This window comes from Pseudomonas helleri, from assembly GCF_009600315.1.
In the GTDB taxonomy this organism is placed as follows: domain Bacteria; phylum Pseudomonadota; class Gammaproteobacteria; order Pseudomonadales; family Pseudomonadaceae; genus Aquipseudomonas; species Aquipseudomonas helleri_A.
On sequence record NZ_WIWC01000013.1, the window covers coordinates 60,429 to 77,686 of the forward strand.

The 17,258-nt window shown below is 56.2% G+C and carries 17 protein-coding genes and 1 pseudogene; 10 read left to right on the forward strand and 8 right to left on the reverse strand.

Annotated elements, in window-relative coordinates:
* Positions 1-21: 21 nt before the first annotated feature.
* Positions 22-1,953 (reverse strand): acetyl-CoA hydrolase/transferase C-terminal domain-containing protein, encoded by a 1,932-nt coding sequence (locus tag GHN86_RS10550; RefSeq protein ID WP_153386526.1) that lies wholly within the window; start codon positions 1,951-1,953, stop codon positions 22-24.
* 174 nt (positions 1,954-2,127) lie between these two features.
* Complete coding sequence (locus tag GHN86_RS10555) at positions 2,128-3,621, reverse strand: aldehyde dehydrogenase (RefSeq protein ID WP_153377456.1); 1,494 nt, start codon at positions 3,619-3,621, stop codon at positions 2,128-2,130.
* Positions 3,622-3,790: 169 nt separating this feature from the next.
* Here GHN86_RS10555 and GHN86_RS10560 point away from each other — a divergent pair, with 169 nt between their 5' ends.
* From GHN86_RS10560 to GHN86_RS10570, 3 genes are all read left to right on the forward strand, one after another.
* On the forward strand, positions 3,791-4,162 hold the full coding sequence (locus tag GHN86_RS10560; RefSeq protein ID WP_153377457.1) for a cupin domain-containing protein: 372 nt from the start codon (positions 3,791-3,793) through the stop codon (positions 4,160-4,162).
* Positions 4,163-4,379: 217 nt separating this feature from the next.
* Positions 4,380-4,676, forward strand: coding sequence for a hypothetical protein (locus GHN86_RS10565; protein ID WP_153377458.1), 297 nt, complete (start codon positions 4,380-4,382; stop codon positions 4,674-4,676).
* Between the two features lie 108 nt (positions 4,677-4,784).
* Positions 4,785-5,081 carry an I78 family peptidase inhibitor gene (locus GHN86_RS10570; RefSeq protein ID WP_194286181.1) on the forward strand — a complete coding sequence of 99 codons (297 nt, stop codon included), beginning with the start codon at positions 4,785-4,787 and terminating at the stop codon, positions 5,079-5,081.
* Positions 5,082-5,175: 94 nt separating this feature from the next.
* Here GHN86_RS10570 and rpmG read toward each other — a convergent pair whose 3' ends face one another.
* Positions 5,176-5,331, reverse strand: coding sequence for a 50S ribosomal protein L33 (gene rpmG / locus GHN86_RS10575; protein ID WP_003437824.1), 156 nt, complete (start codon positions 5,329-5,331; stop codon positions 5,176-5,178).
* A gap of 11 nt (positions 5,332-5,342) precedes the next feature.
* Positions 5,343-5,576: a 50S ribosomal protein L28 gene (gene rpmB / locus GHN86_RS10580; RefSeq protein ID WP_019410280.1), complete on the reverse strand. Its 234-nt coding sequence runs from the start codon at positions 5,574-5,576 to the stop codon at positions 5,343-5,345.
* A gap of 449 nt (positions 5,577-6,025) precedes the next feature.
* Here rpmB and GHN86_RS10585 point away from each other — a divergent pair, with 449 nt between their 5' ends.
* Positions 6,026-7,612 carry an ABC transporter substrate-binding protein gene (locus GHN86_RS10585; RefSeq protein WP_153377460.1) on the forward strand — a complete coding sequence of 529 codons (1,587 nt, stop codon included), beginning with the start codon at positions 6,026-6,028 and terminating at the stop codon, positions 7,610-7,612.
* Positions 7,613-7,615: 3 nt separating this feature from the next.
* Here the strand turns inward: GHN86_RS10585 and radC are convergent, their stop codons facing one another.
* Positions 7,616-8,290 carry a RadC family protein gene (gene radC / locus GHN86_RS10590; protein WP_153377461.1) on the reverse strand — a complete coding sequence of 225 codons (675 nt, stop codon included), beginning with the start codon at positions 8,288-8,290 and terminating at the stop codon, positions 7,616-7,618.
* 123 nt (positions 8,291-8,413) lie between these two features.
* Between radC and coaBC the strand changes: the two genes are divergently transcribed.
* The 4 genes and pseudogenes from coaBC (at position 8,414) to argB (ending at position 12,719) form a co-directional block, all read left to right on the forward strand.
* Positions 8,414-9,622: a bifunctional phosphopantothenoylcysteine decarboxylase/phosphopantothenate--cysteine ligase CoaBC gene (coaBC, locus tag GHN86_RS10595; RefSeq protein WP_122786263.1), complete on the forward strand. Its 1,209-nt coding sequence runs from the start codon at positions 8,414-8,416 to the stop codon at positions 9,620-9,622.
* A 5-nt stretch (positions 9,623-9,627) separates the two neighbouring features.
* Positions 9,628-10,083, forward strand: coding sequence for a dUTP diphosphatase (gene dut / locus GHN86_RS10600; protein ID WP_153377462.1), 456 nt, complete (start codon positions 9,628-9,630; stop codon positions 10,081-10,083).
* 328 nt (positions 10,084-10,411) lie between these two features.
* Positions 10,412-11,788 (forward strand): annotated as a pseudogene (locus tag GHN86_RS10605) (phosphomannomutase/phosphoglucomutase); the annotation flags it as partial.
* 25 nt (positions 11,789-11,813) lie between these two features.
* Positions 11,814-12,719, forward strand: a complete 906-nt coding sequence (gene argB / locus GHN86_RS10610) for an acetylglutamate kinase (RefSeq protein ID WP_153377464.1) — start codon at positions 11,814-11,816, stop codon at positions 12,717-12,719.
* A gap of 71 nt (positions 12,720-12,790) precedes the next feature.
* Here the strand turns inward: argB and pyrE are convergent, their stop codons facing one another.
* The gene (gene pyrE, locus GHN86_RS10615) at positions 12,791-13,432 is read right to left on the reverse strand and encodes an orotate phosphoribosyltransferase (RefSeq protein ID WP_153377465.1); all 642 of its coding nucleotides are present in this window, start codon (positions 13,430-13,432) and stop codon (positions 12,791-12,793) included.
* Positions 13,433-13,514: 82 nt separating this feature from the next.
* Between pyrE and GHN86_RS10620 the strand changes: the two genes are divergently transcribed.
* On the forward strand, positions 13,515-14,294 hold the full coding sequence (locus GHN86_RS10620) for an exodeoxyribonuclease III (protein ID WP_122786258.1): 780 nt from the start codon (positions 13,515-13,517) through the stop codon (positions 14,292-14,294).
* Positions 14,295-14,365: 71 nt separating this feature from the next.
* Here GHN86_RS10620 and GHN86_RS10625 read toward each other — a convergent pair whose 3' ends face one another.
* A complete protein-coding gene (locus GHN86_RS10625) occupies positions 14,366-14,734 on the reverse strand; it encodes a DUF4870 domain-containing protein (RefSeq protein WP_146385592.1) in 369 nt (122 codons plus the stop codon).
* Positions 14,735-14,769: 35 nt separating this feature from the next.
* Complete coding sequence (rph, locus tag GHN86_RS10630) at positions 14,770-15,492, reverse strand: ribonuclease PH (protein ID WP_153377467.1); 723 nt, start codon at positions 15,490-15,492, stop codon at positions 14,770-14,772.
* A gap of 273 nt (positions 15,493-15,765) precedes the next feature.
* Between rph and GHN86_RS10635 the strand changes: the two genes are divergently transcribed.
* The gene (locus GHN86_RS10635; protein WP_153377468.1) at positions 15,766-17,073 is read left to right on the forward strand and encodes a CitMHS family transporter; all 1,308 of its coding nucleotides are present in this window, start codon (positions 15,766-15,768) and stop codon (positions 17,071-17,073) included.
* Positions 17,074-17,258: the final 185 nt, after the last annotated feature.

Here is a 17,258-nt window from a genome sequence, read left to right on the forward strand (position 1 = left end):
CCTGCGGCAGCGACTACAGGGTTAAGGGTTTACGTTGCGTGTGGCCTCCAGCCCGGCCAGCAACAAACGCTGATACAACTCTTCGCGCAGGCCGTCAGGATTTTCCAGCCCCATGCGTTCGAGATGTTCAGGGAAAGCCTGCGGTGCGGGGGCCTCCAGCGTCGCTTTGCCCAACTCGTAGATCTGCGTGAGCTTGAATTTACTTTTAAGCCAGTTCAATGCCCGCAGAAGGTCTTGTTCCTGCGCGCTGAAATCGCTCCCCAGCGGATACTCCGGGAATAAATGCGCATGCCGTTCGGCAATCTCCTGAAGTCGCTCCGGGCTATTGTCCGTAAACCGTGGATCAAGGCAAAAGTCCTCCGGCAATTTGCGGAAGAACTGAGCCTGCGCAATCAGTTCGGTCTGGAAGCGTGAATCGGTGATGTTGAGCAATGCTTCGATCACTTGCCGATCCGTCTTGCCACGCAAGTCCGCGATGCCGTATTCGGTGATCACTATGTCGCGCAAATGACGCGGGATAGTGCAATGACCGTATTCCCAGACAATATTGGAATTGACCTCCCCACCTGATTCACGCCAGCTGCGCAGAATGATAATTGAGCGTGCGTCATGTAACGCGTGGCCCTGAGCAACAAAGTTATATTGGCCTCCCACCCCGCTCAGCACTCGGCCGTCTTCCAACTGATCAGACACTGCGGCCCCGAGTAGCGTCATGGTGAACGCGCTGTTTACAAAGCGGGCATCTCGCCGCTGTAAGCGCTTTAACTCTTCCTGGCCGTACAACTCGTTGATGTAACTGATTGCGGTCATGTTGAATTCAGTACGTCGACTGAGAGGCAAGGCCCTTAAGCGTTGGTAGAAACTGTCAGGCCCCAAAATGAACCCGCCGTGAACACAGACGCCATCGGTGTGCAGAGATTCGTCCAGAGTGCCGGCATTGGCCTGGCTCTGGCGCTCGACGTCGGGATAGACCTTGCGCCGAACAATGCCCGCATCGACCAATACCATCAGCCCGCTTACAAACATTTCACTGCATCCGTACAAGCCTTGGGCAAAGGAGCTGGTACCACCTTCGCGCTCAATCAGGCCCTGCCACGGGGTGATATCAATAGCGTCCAGCAGGGCTCGATAGCCTTCGCCGTCGGAGTGCCGCGCGAGTAGAGCCCCGGTCAACGCATCACCCATCGAGCCGATACCGATTTGCAATGTTCCGCCATCGCGAATCAAGGTGCTGGTATGGACACCAATAAAGTGGTCTTGAAGCGTCAGCGGCATATTCGGGGTCGAGAACAAACGTGTGCGCTCAACGTCGTCCATCAGGTAATCGAAGTCAGCGGGTTTAACCTCTGAATCACCGGGCATATACGGCAAGTCGCCATGAAGCTGGCCCACCATCAGGATGGTTTCGCCTGCGGCTCGACGTTTGGCGATCATGGGCAGTAAATCAAGGGTGATGTCGGGGTTACAACTGAGGCTTAAGCGGCTGGAATCCTGCGGGTCGCAAGCGATCAACTGCGCAATCAGGTTCAAACCGCAGGCATTGATGTCGCGGGCCGCGTGGCTGTAATTGCTGCTGACGTAGTCCTGCTGCGCGGGCGGGCTATCCAGCAGGCTGCCCGCCTGCATATAGAATTGCTGAATGTGTATATTGCCCGGCATGCGGTTGTGACGCAGGTCAGCCAAGTAATCCAGCTCGATATAGTCGCCGAAAACTCTTTCTACAAAAGGCTCAAGAAATCGCTGCTGCAACCCGTCTCCCAGCGGCGGGCGACCCAGACTCAAGGCGGTATAAATCGTTAGCTGACGGTCAGGCAAGCCTTTGATCCGCTGATACAGCGCATTGATCAACCGATTGGGCTTACCCAGCCCCAGCGGAGTACCGAGGTGAATATGGGCTGGCAAACGTGCGAGCAGCTCATCAACTGTGCGCTCGATCGAACAGGACTGCACCATCTGACCCTCCTTTACCATCCGTGTATAGAGATGTGACAGAGAGTGACTGTAGTTGGTTGCAAAGGCCAGTGGCGTACGCGCAGGTTTGCGCGAACGGAGACAATGGTTTTTTGGGAGGGAAATGTGTGCCCGCGCGTTTAATCGCGCGGGCACGTCATGCTTTGATGCGGGGTGTTACAGCTTGATCCAGGTGGATTTCAGCTCGGTGTATTTGTCGAACGCATGCAACGACTTGTCGCGGCCATTACCGGATTGCTTGAATCCGCCAAACGGCGCAGTCATGTCACCGCCATCGTACTGGTTAACCCACACGCTACCGGCCCGCAAGGCTTTGGCAGTCAGGTGTGCCTTGGAGATGTCAGACGTCCACACCGCTGCAGCCAGACCATAAGGGGTGTCGTTGGCAATCTGGATCGCTTCAGCTGCGGTATCGAAAGAGATGACCGACAGCACAGGGCCAAAGATTTCTTCCTGAGCGATTTTCATGGCATTGCTGACGCCGTCGAAGATGGTCGGCTCAACGTAAGTACCGCCCGTTTCTTGCAGAATTTGCTTACCGCCCGCGACCAGTTTGGCGCCTTCGCTATGGCCCGACTCGATGTACGACAGCACAGTGTTCATTTGCTGTGTATCGACCAGCGCGCCCACCGTGGTTTCAGGGTCCAGTGGGTTGCCTGGCTTCCAGCTTTTAAGGGCTTCAATCACCAACGGCAGGAAGGTGTCTTTGATCGAACGCTCGACCAGCAGGCGGGAACCTGCGGTGCAGACTTCACCCTGATTGAAGGCGATCGCGCTGGCGGCAGATTCGGCGGCTGCTTTAAGGTCTGGCGCGTCGGCGAAGACGATGTTCGGGCTTTTTCCACCCGCCTCCAGCCAGATGCGTTTCATGTTCGATTCGCCGGAGTAAATCATCAACTGCTTGGCAATTTTGGTCGAGCCGGTGAACACCAGCGTGTCGACATCCATGTGCAAGGCCAGCGCTTTGCCGACGGTGTGACCGTAACCGGGCAGAACGTTAAGAACGCCTGCGGGAATACCTGCCTCAACAGCCAGTGCAGCAATTCGGATGGCCGTCAGTGGCGATTTTTCCGAAGGTTTGAGGATCACCGAGTTACCGGTGGACAACGCAGGCCCCAGTTTCCAGCACGCCATCATCAGCGGGAAGTTCCACGGCACAATGGCGCCGACCACGCCAACGGCTTCACGGGTCACCAGACCCAATTGGTCATGGGGGGTGGCGGCCACTTCATCGTAAATTTTGTCGATGGCTTCACCGCTCCAGCTCAGTGCACCGGCGGCGCCGGGTACGTCGATATGCAGCGAATCGCTAATTGGCTTGCCCATGTCCAGGGTTTCAAGAAGCGCCAGCTCCTCGGCGTTTTGCTTGAGCAGATCGGCAAAACGAATCATCACCGCTTTACGCTTGGCAGGTGCCAACCGTGACCAGACACCTGATTCGAAAGTTTTGCGGGCATTTTCAACAGCGCGCTGAGCGTCTGCGGCATCGCAACTGGCGACTTTGCCCAGCAAGCGGCCGTCGACCGGGCTGAGGCACTCGAATGTTTCATTGGAGACTGCGTTGGTGTATTCACCGTTGATAAACGCACGACCTTCGATTTTTAGCTGTTGGGCCCGTTGTTCCCAATCAGCACGCGTCAGGGTGGTCATTCGAGTGTCCTCCTCATTGTTAAATGGAAGTGCCACCCTAACCAGTGGCCCTGGAACTTTCAATATATTTGACACATGGGGCGCGAATGGCTTGGCTTGTTCGTTTTAATAAACATAACCTTGGGTCTTTAATGACCTGCACATCGCACTTTCAGGGGGGACAAGAACCATGAGCATCAAAACTATCGTCGATTTCAGCACGGCCAACACTCAGGCGGAACGCTTCAGCCCGGCTCCGGAAAAAGTACTCAAGGGCTCCCCTGAGCAAGTCATCCACAATCACTACAACAGTCCTTGTGGGCAAATGAATGCTGGGATGTGGGAAGGCGCTGTAGGTCAATGGACCGTCAATTACACCGAGCATGAATACTGCGAAATCATGCAAGGCGTTTCGGTTCTGCGTGACCTTCAAGGGAATGCCAAGACACTCCGCGCAGGTGATCGTTTTGTAATCCCGGCCGGGTTCAGCGGCACTTGGGAAGTACTGGAACCGTGTAGGAAGATTTACGTCGTGTTTGAGCAGAACGCTCCAAAGCTCTGATTTAGACCATTTGAAAGCCTCGCCATCAAGACAGGGCGAGGCTTTTTTTTGCCTGTTTTTACACTCACTAACGCACAAATTCCGAAACACCTGCGGCAGTGCGCGCGGGTCAAATTAAGCCAGTCTTTGGAGGCAAGCGCTGCGGTGCCAAACACTCATGGAGTAGCAAGCACTGACAGTGTCACCACTCACTTTCGATTACTGACAAGGATGAACCATGTCGATCTCTACGGTTTTTAAACGTGCAGCGTTGGCTGCAACAGTTGCGGTCTCAACCCTTTCATTGCAGGCAATGGCTGGCGAAGACGGCAAATGCAATACAAACATGGCGATTAACTACCTCGTACCACCCAAAGTCACACCCCAGCTTGTGGAGCAGTTACGTACCGCTTACAGCGCGCAAGAGGTTCGTATAGAGCGTCCGGGAGAGGCACATACTAAAGAATTCAATCCCTTTCGCTTGAGGTTGTTAGTGAATGAAGACAATTTTTTGAACACGCAGATCTGTGGGTAAACGCAGCGTGCATGTTCTGCAGAGCAAGGAACAGCAGAAGGACTCTGCTGGTTCTACTGATACACACTTTTTCCAATCAAAAATCTATTCATGCAAGGAAGCTACACGATGACTTTAATTAAACTGAAAACAGCAACGCTGGTCGGTTTGGTAACGCTGGGCTTGAGCGCCCTGGAAGCGTCCGCATCGGATTCGGTCACAGGCAAATGCCACCTGGATTTTGCGCTGACCAAGATGTTGCACCCGGCCACTCCGGAGTTTCTGGAAGATATCCGTAACCGTTCGGGGTCTGCCTCGGTACGTGTTGAAAAACCGGGAGAGAATTACACCCAAGAATTTCGTGATGATCGCCTGCGTGTGATCGTCGACAAAAACAACATCATGCAGCGTTATCTGTGTGGTTAATGGAATGACGCAGGCATAACAATTTAGCGCCCTTCAAACACAAAAAAGGCCCGTATCTCGCGATACGGGCCTTTTTTGTAAGAAGAAAAACCAATTACTTGATTTTGGCTTCTTTGTAGATCACGTGCTTGCGAACCCGCGGATCGAATTTTTTGATTTCGATTTTGTCCGGAGTGGTGCGCTTGTTCTTATCAGTGGTGTAGAAATGGCCTGTACCAGCGCTCGACACCAAACGGATCAATTCACGCATGATTAGCTCCCTTAGATCTTGCCAGCACGGCGGATTTCGGCCAGCACGACAGTAATGCCGCGCTTGTCGATGATACGCATGCCTTTAGCAGATACGCGCAGACGAACAAAACGTTTCTCTTCTTCAACCCAGAAGCGGTGATGCTGCAGGTTCGGCAGGAAACGACGACGGGTTTTGTTATTTGCGTGGGAAATGTTATTCCCAGTCACCGGACCCTTACCGGTAACTTGACAGACTCTCGACATGCCTCAGCCCTCTAAAACCACATGCCCAACCCGGCATGGGTTGGCCGCTTAATCTCTCAGTCATGGCGCCAGGCGCCGCGTTTCTTTAAGGGTCTTACCGGCTACACCTACAAACGCAGGAACCGGGCCCCTAGAAAAGAGCGCTGCTTTATACCAGAAAGACTAAAGAGCAACAACAAGCGATGTGATTTGCTGTAATTAATTTAGCGCGCATTCTAGCGCCAATCCGCGCTAAAGCCTATGTCCGGCTATCTACAACCGCTCGTCGCGAGATGAAAGGTTTCAGTCCGCATTCCGGGCGGCAGTGGGTGCTGCGTAAATTACTGCTTTGCAGGGAAGCCACACATAAGGCATGAAAACGGTAGTTATTTATCTACCCGCGCACTACGGTAGGACTTTTCCAGACTGCCCTGCAGATGGGCCCCATCGACTTGCAAAGGACACACACAATGCGCCTCGCTGCCGCCCCCTTTTTGCTGACACTGTGCTTGAGCCCGTGGGTTCACGCGGCAACCTTGACCGTTTGCACCGAGGCAAGCCCTGAAGGGTTCGACGTGGTGCAATACAACTCGCTCACCACCACCAATGCCTCCGCAGACGTGCTGATGAACCGGCTGGTGGACTTTGATGCGCAAACGGGCAAGTTGGTGCCGGGGCTGGCGCAAAGCTGGTCAGTGTCCCCTGATGGCCTTGTGTACGATTTCAAATTGCGCCCTGGGGTCAAATTCCACACCACTAAATATTTCACCCCGAGCCGGGAACTCAACGCCGAAGACGTGCGTTTCAGCTTCGAACGCATGCTGGACCCTGCCAAACCGTGGCACAAGGTGGCCCAAAGCGGTTTCCCTCACGCGCAATCATTGCAGTTGCCCGCCCTGATCAAAAAAATCGAGACGCCTGACCCGCTTACCGTACGCTTTACCCTGAGTCACCCAGACTCCACCTTCCTGCCCGCCCTGAGCATGGGTTTCGCCTCGATTTATTCAGCCGAGTACGCCGACAAGCTCCTCAAGGCCGGCACCCCTGAGCTGATGAACAGCCAGCCGATTGGTACAGGCCCATTTGTCTTCACCCGCTTTCAAAAAGATGCGGTGGTGCGCTACAAGGCCAATCCTGATTACTTCGCGGGCAAGCCCTCGGTTGACGGGCTGATTTACGCCATTACCCCAGACGCCAACGTACGCCTGCAAAAATTGCGTCAGAACGAATGCCAGATAGCCCTTTCGCCAAAACCGCTGGACGTGGACAGCGCCACCAAAGACCCGGCATTGAGCGTTGCTCAGACCCCGGCTTTTATGACCGCGTTTGTGGCCATCAACAGCCAGCATCCGCCGCTGGACAAACCTGAAGTGCGTCAAGCGATCAACCTCGCATTCGATAAAGACACCTACCTGAAAGCCGTGTTCGAAAACAGCGCTCAGGCGGCCAACGGTATCTACCCGGCCACCACCTGGAGCTATGCCAAGGACTTGCCGGGGTACGCTTACGACCCGCAAAAAGCCAAGGAGCTGCTGGCAAAATCGGGTCTGAAGGACGGTTTCAAAACAACCATCTGGACACGCCCAACAGGCAGTGTGCTGAACCCCAACCCAAGTCTGGGTGCGCAGTTATTGCAGGCTGACCTGGCCAAAGTTGGCGTTCAGGCAGATATTCGGGTGATTGAATGGGGCGAATTGATTCGGCGCGCCAAGGCCGGTGAGCATGACTTGCTGTTCATGGGCTGGGCCGGGGACAACGGCGACCCGGACAACTTCCTCACACCGCAATTTTCCTGCGCGGCAGTGAAGTCCGGGACTAACTTTGCGCGTTATTGCGACAACACTCTGGACACCTTGATCAGCGAGGGCAAAACCCTCACCGATCAGGACAAGCGCAGCGCGTTGTATCAAAAGGCCCAAGGGCTGATTCAGCAACAGGCGCTTTGGCTGCCTCTGGCACACCCAACGGCTTACACGCTCACCCGCAAAAACGTAGAGGGTTATCAGGTGAGTCCGTTTGGCAGACAGGATTTTTCGACCGTCAGCGTCAAACCTTGATCCTTACATCCAGCCGTGCTCAACCATCGAAAGCGGCTGGCCTTCGCCGACAATAAAATGATCAAGCACGCGCACCTCAATCAAATCCAGCGCCTTGGTGAGGCGCTGGGTCAGCGTGCGGTCGGCCTCGCTGGGCAAACTGATACCTGATGGGTGGTTATGGCAGAAAATCACTGCCGCGGCGTTGTGCACAAGGGCCCGCTTTACCACTTGGCGTGGGTACACGCTGGCGCTGTCGATTGAGCCTCGGAACAACACTTCAAAGGCCAGCATTCGGTGTTTGGTGTCCATAAACAGACATCCGAACACCTCATGCGGCTCATGACGCACTTGCGATGTAAGGAAGTCACGAACCGCCTGCGGGCTCTCCAGCGCGCAATCACGACGCAAATGCTCGGCCAAATGACGGCGGCTCATTTCGAGGACCGCCTGTAGCTGGGTGAACTTGGCTGGACCAAGCCCAAGCGGCCGGCAAAATGATCTCAAATCCGCCTCCAGCAAAGCCCGTAAACTCCCGAACTCATTGAGTAGATGGCGGGCCAGATCAACAGCGCTTTTGCCGGATACCCCGGTGCGCAGGAAGATCGCCAATAGCTCGGCATCAGACAGACTGGATGACCCATGCTCTAAAAGTTTCTCGCGCGGTCGTTCGGCCGCAGGCCAATCTCTGATACTCATAACACCTCCGTGTGAGTGGTCGCCCGCTGTTCCCTGGCAGGCGCTGTGTTATCTTAGCCCATCATTTTTGCGTGGCATTTGGCCATTTTCCGCGCAGTCATCATCGAACTAAAAGGCAGGCCTATGCAGCGGCTGTATCGAAAACGCATTGTTTTGGGCGTCGGCGGCGGCATCGCGGCTTACAAGAGTGCAGAGCTGGTTCGCCGCCTGCTGGATCAAGGCGCCGAAGTCCGCGTTGTGATGACGCGCGGCGGCAGCGAATTCATCACCCCCCTGACCATGCAGGCCCTTTCCGGTCACCCCGTTCATCTGGACTTGCTCGACCCCGCGGCAGAAGCCGCCATGGGGCATATCGAGCTGGCCAAGTGGGCCGATCTGGTGCTTATCGCGCCAGCGACCGCTGACCTGATCGCGCGTCTGGCTCAAGGGCTGGCCAATGATCTGCTGACCACACTGGTGCTCGCCACCGATGCCACGGTCGCCATTGCGCCCGCGATGAATCAGGCCATGTGGCGCGACCCTGCCACCCAAGCCAACACTCAATTGCTGCAAAGCCGCGGCTTGCGCGTGTTTGGCCCGGCCTCCGGAAGCCAGGCCTGCGGCGACGTGGGCTTTGGGCGCATGCTCGAAGCAGATGATCTGGTGCATTGCGCAGCCGAGTGCTTTCAGCGCCAGCTGTTGACGGGCAAACACGTGCTGATTACCGCTGGCCCGACGCAGGAAAACATCGATCCGGTGCGCTACATCACTAACCACAGCTCGGGGAAAATGGGCTTTGCCCTCGCCGAAGCCGCGGTTGAAGCCGGGGCTCGCGTGACTCTTATTACAGGCCCGGTGCACTTGCCGACTCCGGACCGCGTGAGCCGCATTGATGTTGTCAGTGCCCGCGACATGCTCGCGGCATGCGAAGCAGCGATCCCGTGTGACGTGTTTATTGCCTCGGCTGCGGTCGCGGATTACCGCCCAGAAGTCGTCGCCCCGCAAAAACTCAAGAAAGACCCTACAAAAGGTGACGGTCTGTTGCTGCAAATGGTGCGCAACCCCGACATCCTGGCCACCATTGCTACACGCCCGGATCGTCCCTTCAGTGTCGGCTTCGCTGCGGAAACCGAGCACCTGCTCGATTACGCTGCGCGCAAGCTGAAGGACAAGAACCTTGACTTGATTGTCGCCAACGACGTGGCTAACCCCAGCATTGGCTTCAACAGCGAGGAGAACGCCTGCAGCGTGATTGATCGTCAATTGCACGCCACTGTGTTTGCCCAGACCAGCAAGGGCAAGATTGCCCGCCAGCTGATCACTTTTATCGCCGAACGTCTGAACCAGGTTTAACTCGTATGCACGCTTTACAAGCCAAAATTCTCGATCCACGCATTGGCAACGAATTTCCGTTGCCGCAGTACGCCACACCCGGCTCCGCGGGTCTTGACCTGCGCGCCATGCTCAAACAGGACACCGTGCTGGAGCCAGGCCAAACCCTGCTGATTCCCACTGGCCTGTCGATTTACATTGGTGATCCGGGCCTCGCGGCGCTGATCCTGCCGCGCTCGGGGCTGGGCCACAAGCACGGTATCGTGCTGGGTAATCTGGTCGGTCTGATCGACTCCGATTACCAGGGCGAGCTTATGGTGTCGTGCTGGAACCGTGGCCAGACCGCTTTCACTATCACCATCGGTGAGCGCATCGCTCAGTTGGTGCTGGTGCCGGTGGTACAGGCACACTTTGAGATGGTTGAAACGTTCGACGAAAGCCAACGCGGTGCTGGCGGTTTCGGGCACTCCGGAACGCTTTGACTGTAAAGCCTCCGCTCGGGCGCCCTGCCTGAGCGGAAGCGTCTGGCGGTTAATTCAGGATGATTCTCGCCCGGATGGGGATACCTTTTTCAGCCTCGAATTACATGGCAGCCTTGTGCCATAAGCCCCGTGATGCCAAATGGCCTCTCGAACTCTCGCGCCAAAACACCGTCCAAACCTTCAGTTTGCGTTCAACAGTATCCCGTCACCCCCGTGATTGCATGCCGTAGAGCCCAGTCGTTTTTGCGCGCCTGATCGTTTCAACGCGCCTGTTGAATTCTCTGAAAGACAATGGAGTCCCCCTGTAATGAGCAGTCCAGCTACGGTTGCACCGAAATTCCCTGACAGTATCTTTCGCGCCTACGACATTCGAGGCGTCGTGCCGACCACGTTGACTGCTGAAACTGCCTACTGGGTAGGACGGGCCATCGGTTCCCAGAGCTTGGCTCAGGGCGAGCCTAACGTGTCAGTAGGTCGCGACGGCCGCTTATCGGGCCCGGAGCTGGTTGAGCGCTTGATTCAGGGCGTAGCGGACAGCGGCTGCCATGTCAGCGATGTGGGGCTGGTGCCCACACCCGCGCTGTATTACGCCGCGAATGTGCTGGAAGGCAAGTCGGGCGTGATGCTCACAGGCAGCCATAACCCGTCGAACTACAACGGTTTCAAAATCGTTATCGCAGGCGACACGCTGGCCAACGAGCAAATTCAGGCACTGCATACCCGTCTCAAAACCAATGATTTGACTTCGGGCGAAGGCAGCATCACTCAGGTTGATATTCTGCCGCGCTATTACGAGGAAATTACCCGCGACATCAAGCTGGCAAAGCGCTTGAAGGTAGTGGTCGACTGCGGTAACGGTGCCGCTGGGGTCATTGCGCCTCAATTGATCGAGGCGCTGAACTGCGAAGTGATTCCGTTGTTCTGCGAGGTCGACGGCAACTTCCCCAACCATCACCCGGATCCGGGTAAGCCTGAAAACCTGGTGGACCTGATTGCCAAAGTTAAAGAAACAGGGGCTGATCTGGGCTTGGCTTTTGACGGTGATGGCGACCGCGTAGGCGTGGTAACCAATACAGGCACAATGGTTTTCCCGGATCGCTTGCTGATGCTATTCGCCCAGGATGTGCTGACACGTAACCCGGCGGCCGAAATCATCTTCGACGTGAAGTGCACACGCCTTTTAACACCACTGATCAAAGAATATGGCGGCCGTCCCCTGATGTGGAAGACCGGTCATTCGTTGATCAAAAAGAAAATGAAAGAAACCGGGGCTTTACTGGCCGGCGAGATGAGCGGGCACATCTTCTTCAAAGAGCGCTGGTTCGGCTTTGATGACGGCATTTACAGCGCTGCCCGACTGCTGGAAGTGCTGAGTAAGCAGTCTATGAGCGCCGAAGAACTGTTTGAGACCTTCCCGAACGATATTTCTACGCCAGAAATCAATATCGATGTGACGGATGAGAGCAAATTCAGCATCATTGACGCCTTGCACGACGCTCAATGGGGTGACGACGCCAAATTGACGTCTATTGATGGTGTCCGCGTCGACTACCCGCACGGCTGGGGCCTGGTTCGCGCATCCAACACCACGCCGGTGCTGGTGCTGCGATTTGAGGCTGAATCCGAGACCGAACTGCAACGTATCAAGGATGTTTTTCACGCTCAATTGAAGCGTGTGGCACCTGACCTCCCACTACCGTTTTGATCGACTTTGTAATACCGGAGCCCAAATGACCCTCGAACGTGATGCCGCCTCCAACGTCGCCAAGGTTTTGTCCGAAGCGCTGCCCTACATTCGCCGTTACGTCGGCAAGACGCTGGTGATCAAGTACGGCGGCAATGCAATGGAGAACGATGAGCTGAAAACCGGCTTTGCCCGCGACATCGTGCTGATGAAGGCCGTGGGTATCAACCCGGTGGTCGTCCACGGCGGTGGCCCGCAAATCGGTGATTTGCTCAAGCGTTTGTCCATCGAGAGTCATTTCATCGACGGTATGCGCGTGACCGACTCGCAAACCATGGATGTGGTTGAGATGGTGCTGGGCGGGCATGTGAACAAAGAGATCGTTAACCTGATCAACCGCCATGGCGGCAGCGCCATCGGCCTGACGGGTAAAGATGCCACGCTGATCCGCGCCAAAAAAATGCTGGTGACGCGCCAGACGCCAGAAATGACCACGCCGGAAATCATCGATTTTGGTCATGTGGGTGAAGTGGTCGGTATCAATACCGATCTGCTGCACATGCTGACCAAGGGTGATTTCATCCCGGTGATCGCACCGATTGGCGTGGGCGAGAACGGAGAGTCTTACAACATCAACGCCGATCTGGTGGCGGGTAAAGTTGCCGAAGCGCTGAAAGCCGAAAAGCTGATGCTGCTGACCAACATTGCCGGTTTGATGGACAAAGAAGGCAAAGTGCTGACCGGCCTGACCACCGCCCAGGTCGATGACCTGATAGCCGATGGCACCATTTACGGCGGCATGCTGCCTAAAATCCGCTGCGCATTGGAGGCCGTGCAAGGTGGCGTGACCACCGCGCACATCGTCGACGGCCGCGTACCCAATGCGGTACTGCTGGAAATCTTCACCGACACCGGTGTGGGCACGCTGATCACCAACAGCAAACCTGCCTGAACGATGTAAAAAGCCCCCGTCCGGACACTCCGGGCGGGGGCTTTTTTATGTGCGGTGTTTTGCTGTGCGGGTTAGATCCCGTACTGCGCCCGATAGGCTTCTACCGCTGGAAGGTGCTGTTTGAGTGTTTCGTCTTCGGCCAAAAACTCCAGTACCTGGTTAAGCGAAACAATGCTGACCACCGGAATGTTGAAGTCACGCTCAACTTCTTGAATGGCCGACAGCTCACCGTTGCCACGCTCCTGACGGTTCAGGGCAATCAGTACGCCTGCTGCATTGGCGCCTTGGGCCTGAATGATCTGCATGACTTCACGGATGGCGGTGCCCGCCGTGATCACATCGTCGATGATCAGAATATCGCCTTCAAGCGCAGAGCCGACCAGACTACCGCCTTCGCCGTGAGCCTTGGCTTCCTTGCGGTTGAAACACCACGGCATGTCGCGTTCGTGATGTTCAGCCAGCGCCACGGCGGTGGTCGCCGCCAAAGGAATACCTTTGTACGCCGGGCCAAACAGCACGTCGAAGGAAATACCGCTGTCTACGATCGCGGCGGCATAGAAGCGCCCCAGCTGAGCCAGCGCCGAACCGGTGTTGAACAAGCCGGCATTGAAGAAGTAAGGACTGGTACGCCCGGACTTCAAGGTGAACTCACCGAAGCGCAAAACGCCGCGATCAATGGCAAAACGGATGAAGTCGCGCTGATACGTTTGCATGAAAAAGGCCCTGGATACCACGGATTTAGCTAATTAGTATGACGGCGTGTATCATACACGCACGTGATTTTTGGGGCCATTTATGCGGATCATCAGTGTGAACGTTAATGGTATTCAGACGGCAGTCGAGCGCGGTTTGCTCAGTTGGCTGCAAGCTCAGAATGCCGACGTTATTTGCCTGCAGGACACCCGCGCCTCCGCCTTTGAGTTGGACGATCCGGCCTACCAGCTGGATGGCTACTTTCTTTATGCCTGCGAAGCTGAAGTTCCTGCCCAAGGTGGCGTGGCTTTGTATTCGCGGTTGCAGCCGAAAGCCGTCATCACGGGGCTTGGCTTCGAAACGGCTGATCGCTACGGGCGCTACCTGCAAGCTGATTTCGACAAGGTCAGCATCGCGACCTTGCTGCTCCCTTCGGGGCAGAATGGCGATGAAGACTTGAATCAAAAATTCAAGTTAATGGACGACTTTGCACGCTATCTGGATAAACAGCGTCGCAAACGTCGCGAGTACATCTATTGCGGCTCACTGTATGTGGCGCAGCAGAAACTCGACGTCAAGAACTGGCGTGACGGCCAGCAATCTCCTGGCTTCCTGGCGCCTGAGCGGGCCTGGATGGATGAGATTGTCGGCAACATGGGCTATGTCGATGCCCTGCGTGAAGTCAGTCGCGAAGGTGACCAGTACAGCTGGTGGCCGGACAACGAACAGGCCGAGATGCTCAATCTGGGCTGGCGTTTCGATTACCAGTTGCTGACGCCGGGCCTGCGCCGCTTTGTCCGAAGCGCTCGCTTGCCGCGTCAGCCACGCTTCTCGCAACATGCGCCGCTGATCGTAGACTACGACTGGACACTGACTATCTAAGTGTTCTCGCCGTAAAAAAAGGCCCGTATCGGAAGATACGGGCCTTTTTTGTCTGAAGCCGCGCAGCAACGTTACTTGATCGGCCGCCACGTGAAGGGATAGCGGTAAGCAATCCCGTCATTGGCTTTAACGCCGGCAATCACCACCAGTACGACAGCACCGATCAGCACCAATCCCAACAAGGCAAAGCCGATGAGCACGAACATCAGCACGTAGCAAATAGCCGATGCTATCGCCACCGTGATCTGAAAATTCAGGGCTTCCTTGCCTTGATCGTCGATAAAGGGGTCGCTGTCGCGCTTGAGCTGCCACACGATCAGCGGCCCGATCAGGCTGCCGAACGGGAACCACATCCCGAGGAACGCCGAGAAGTGACAAAACATGGCCCATTTGCGAGCGTCACGGCTCGGCTCGGGTTTTGAAAGGTCCAGCTCGTTCATGGCGTTCTCCAGATAGGGGGTGAAGGCGTGAGCAATCAGTCCGCCAATGCAGCTTGCTGCAAAGCGAAAATTTCGTTCATGCCTTTTTGTGCCAAGGCCAGCATGGCGTTCAGCTCTTCAGGCTGGAACGGCGCGCCTTCGGCAGTGCCTTGAACTTCAATGAAACCACCGCTGCTGGTCATGACCACGTTCAGGTCAGTCTCGGCTGCCGAATCTTCAGGGTAGTCGAGGTCAAGCACAGGCACGCCTTGATAGATACCGACCGACACAGCAGCAATCATTTGCTTGATCGGGTCGCCACCTTTGAGACCACCACGCTTTTTGATGACTTTGAGGGCGTCGACCAGCGCCACCATGGCACCGGTGATCGAGGCCGTGCGCGTGCCACCGTCCGCCTGGATCACGTCGCAGTCGACGTACAGGGTGATGTCGCCCAGCTTGGACATATCGAGTGCGGCGCGCAGGGAGCGGCCGATCAGGCGCTGGATTTCAAGTGTGCGGCCGCCTTGTTTGCCGCGGCTGGCTTCACGCTGATTCCGGTCGCCGGTGGCACGTGGCAGCATGCCGTACTCGGCGGTCAACCAGCCTTGGCCCTGGCCTTTCAGAAAGCGCGGCACGCCGTTCTCGACGCTGACGGTGCAGATGACTTTGGTGTCACCGAACTCGACCAGTACAGAACCCTCTGCGTGTTTGGTGTAGTTGCGGGTGATGCGGATCGAGCGCAGCTGATCGGCAACGCGACCACTTGGACGTTTCATGTGGGATACCTGTACGGGACGGAAAACTGTTGCGCATTATAAAGGGCATGGCTTGATAGAACACGTCTAAAAGCACCCACTGCCCCTAAGGTCAGCCAGCCGCCTGTTCAAGCATAGAAAATGCCATACCCGGCATCAGATATTTCACCTGCGAAAGCTGGCTGAAAGTATTCCTCTCTAACATCTCGTCACCACCGGCAAAAGACCGGCCGGCCTGAACCGCATTGCCTCACGCAGTCAGCGCCATACCACAACAATAATAAGGGTGACTTTATGCTGACCTTCCTTGGCTTTGCCATGGTCATTACGTTCATGTACCTGATCATGACCAAGCGCCTGTCGGCGCTGATCGCCTTGATTCTGGTGCCTATCCTGTTCGCCGTATTCGGCGGTTTTGCCCCGAAAATCGGTCCGATGATGCTTGAGGGCATTACCAAACTCGCCCCCACCGGGGTGATGTTGATGTTCGCCATCCTCTACTTCGCCTTGATGATCGACTCCGGCCTGTTCGATCCGGCCGTGCGCAAAATCCTCAAACTGGTTAAGGGCGACCCGCTGAAAATTGCCGTGGGCACCGCCGTGCTGGCGTTGGTGGTGTCTCTGGATGGCGATGGGGCAACCACTTACATGATTTGCGTGGCAGCCATGCTGCCGCTCTACAGCCGTATCGGCATGAGCCCACGAATCATGGCCGGGTTAATCATTCTGGCCGGGGGCGTGATGAACATGACCCCGTGGGGCGGCCCTACCGCACGCGCTGCCAGTGCGCTGCACGTTGATCCTTCCGATATTTTTGTACCCATGATCCCGGCCATGCTCGCGGGCTGTGCGGCCATTCTGGCCATCGCTTGGTGTTATGGCCTGCGTGAGCGTGCCCGTCTGGGCCAATTGCACTTGCAAGGCGATGACGTCGATCACAGCGAAATCAGCGTCTCGCAGTTTCCGGATGCACGCCGCCCAAAGTTGATCTGGTTCAACGGTGCGCTGACCTTGGCATTGATGGTGGCCCTGATTGCGGGGCTGTTGCCTTTGCCCGTGTTGTTTATGGTGGCGTTCAGTATTGCCATGATCGTCAACTACCCGTGCCTGCAACAGCAAAAGGATCGGGTCGCGGCCCATGCGGGCAGCGTGCTGGCCGTGGTCGGATTAATTTTTGCGGCGGGTATTTTTACCGGAATCCTGTCGGGCACCGGCATGGTGGACGCCATGTCCAAAAGCTTGCTGGCGGTCATCCCGCCCGCGCTCGGGCCTTATCTGGCGGTGATTACCGCACTGGTGAGCATGCCGTTCACCTTCTTCATGTCCAACGATGCGTTTTACTACGGCGTGTTGCCCGTCCTGGCCGAAGCGGCCAGCCATTACGGCATTACTGCCGCTGAGATGGCCCGCGCCTCCATTGTCGGCCAGCCGGTGCATTTGCTAAGTCCGCTGGTGCCATCGACTTACCTGCTGGTGGCGCTGGCCGGGATCGAATTTGGCGATCACCAGCGCTTTACCCTCAAATGGGCGATTCTGGTGTGCCTGTGCATCATGGTCGCAGCATTGCTGCTGGGCACTTTTCCGGTGTTCAGTACGCTTTAAACCCACACGCACCCGTAGCAGCTGCCGCAGGCTGCGTTCGGTTGCGAAGCGGCCGTAAATTCAGAGCGCTCGGTTCTACCGACATGCTGAGGCTTCTGTTTTTTTACGGCGACGCTGTCGCCGGACGCAGCCTGCGGCAGCTGCTACGGAATGTCGCACTGGCAATATATTTCAGAAATGTTTCA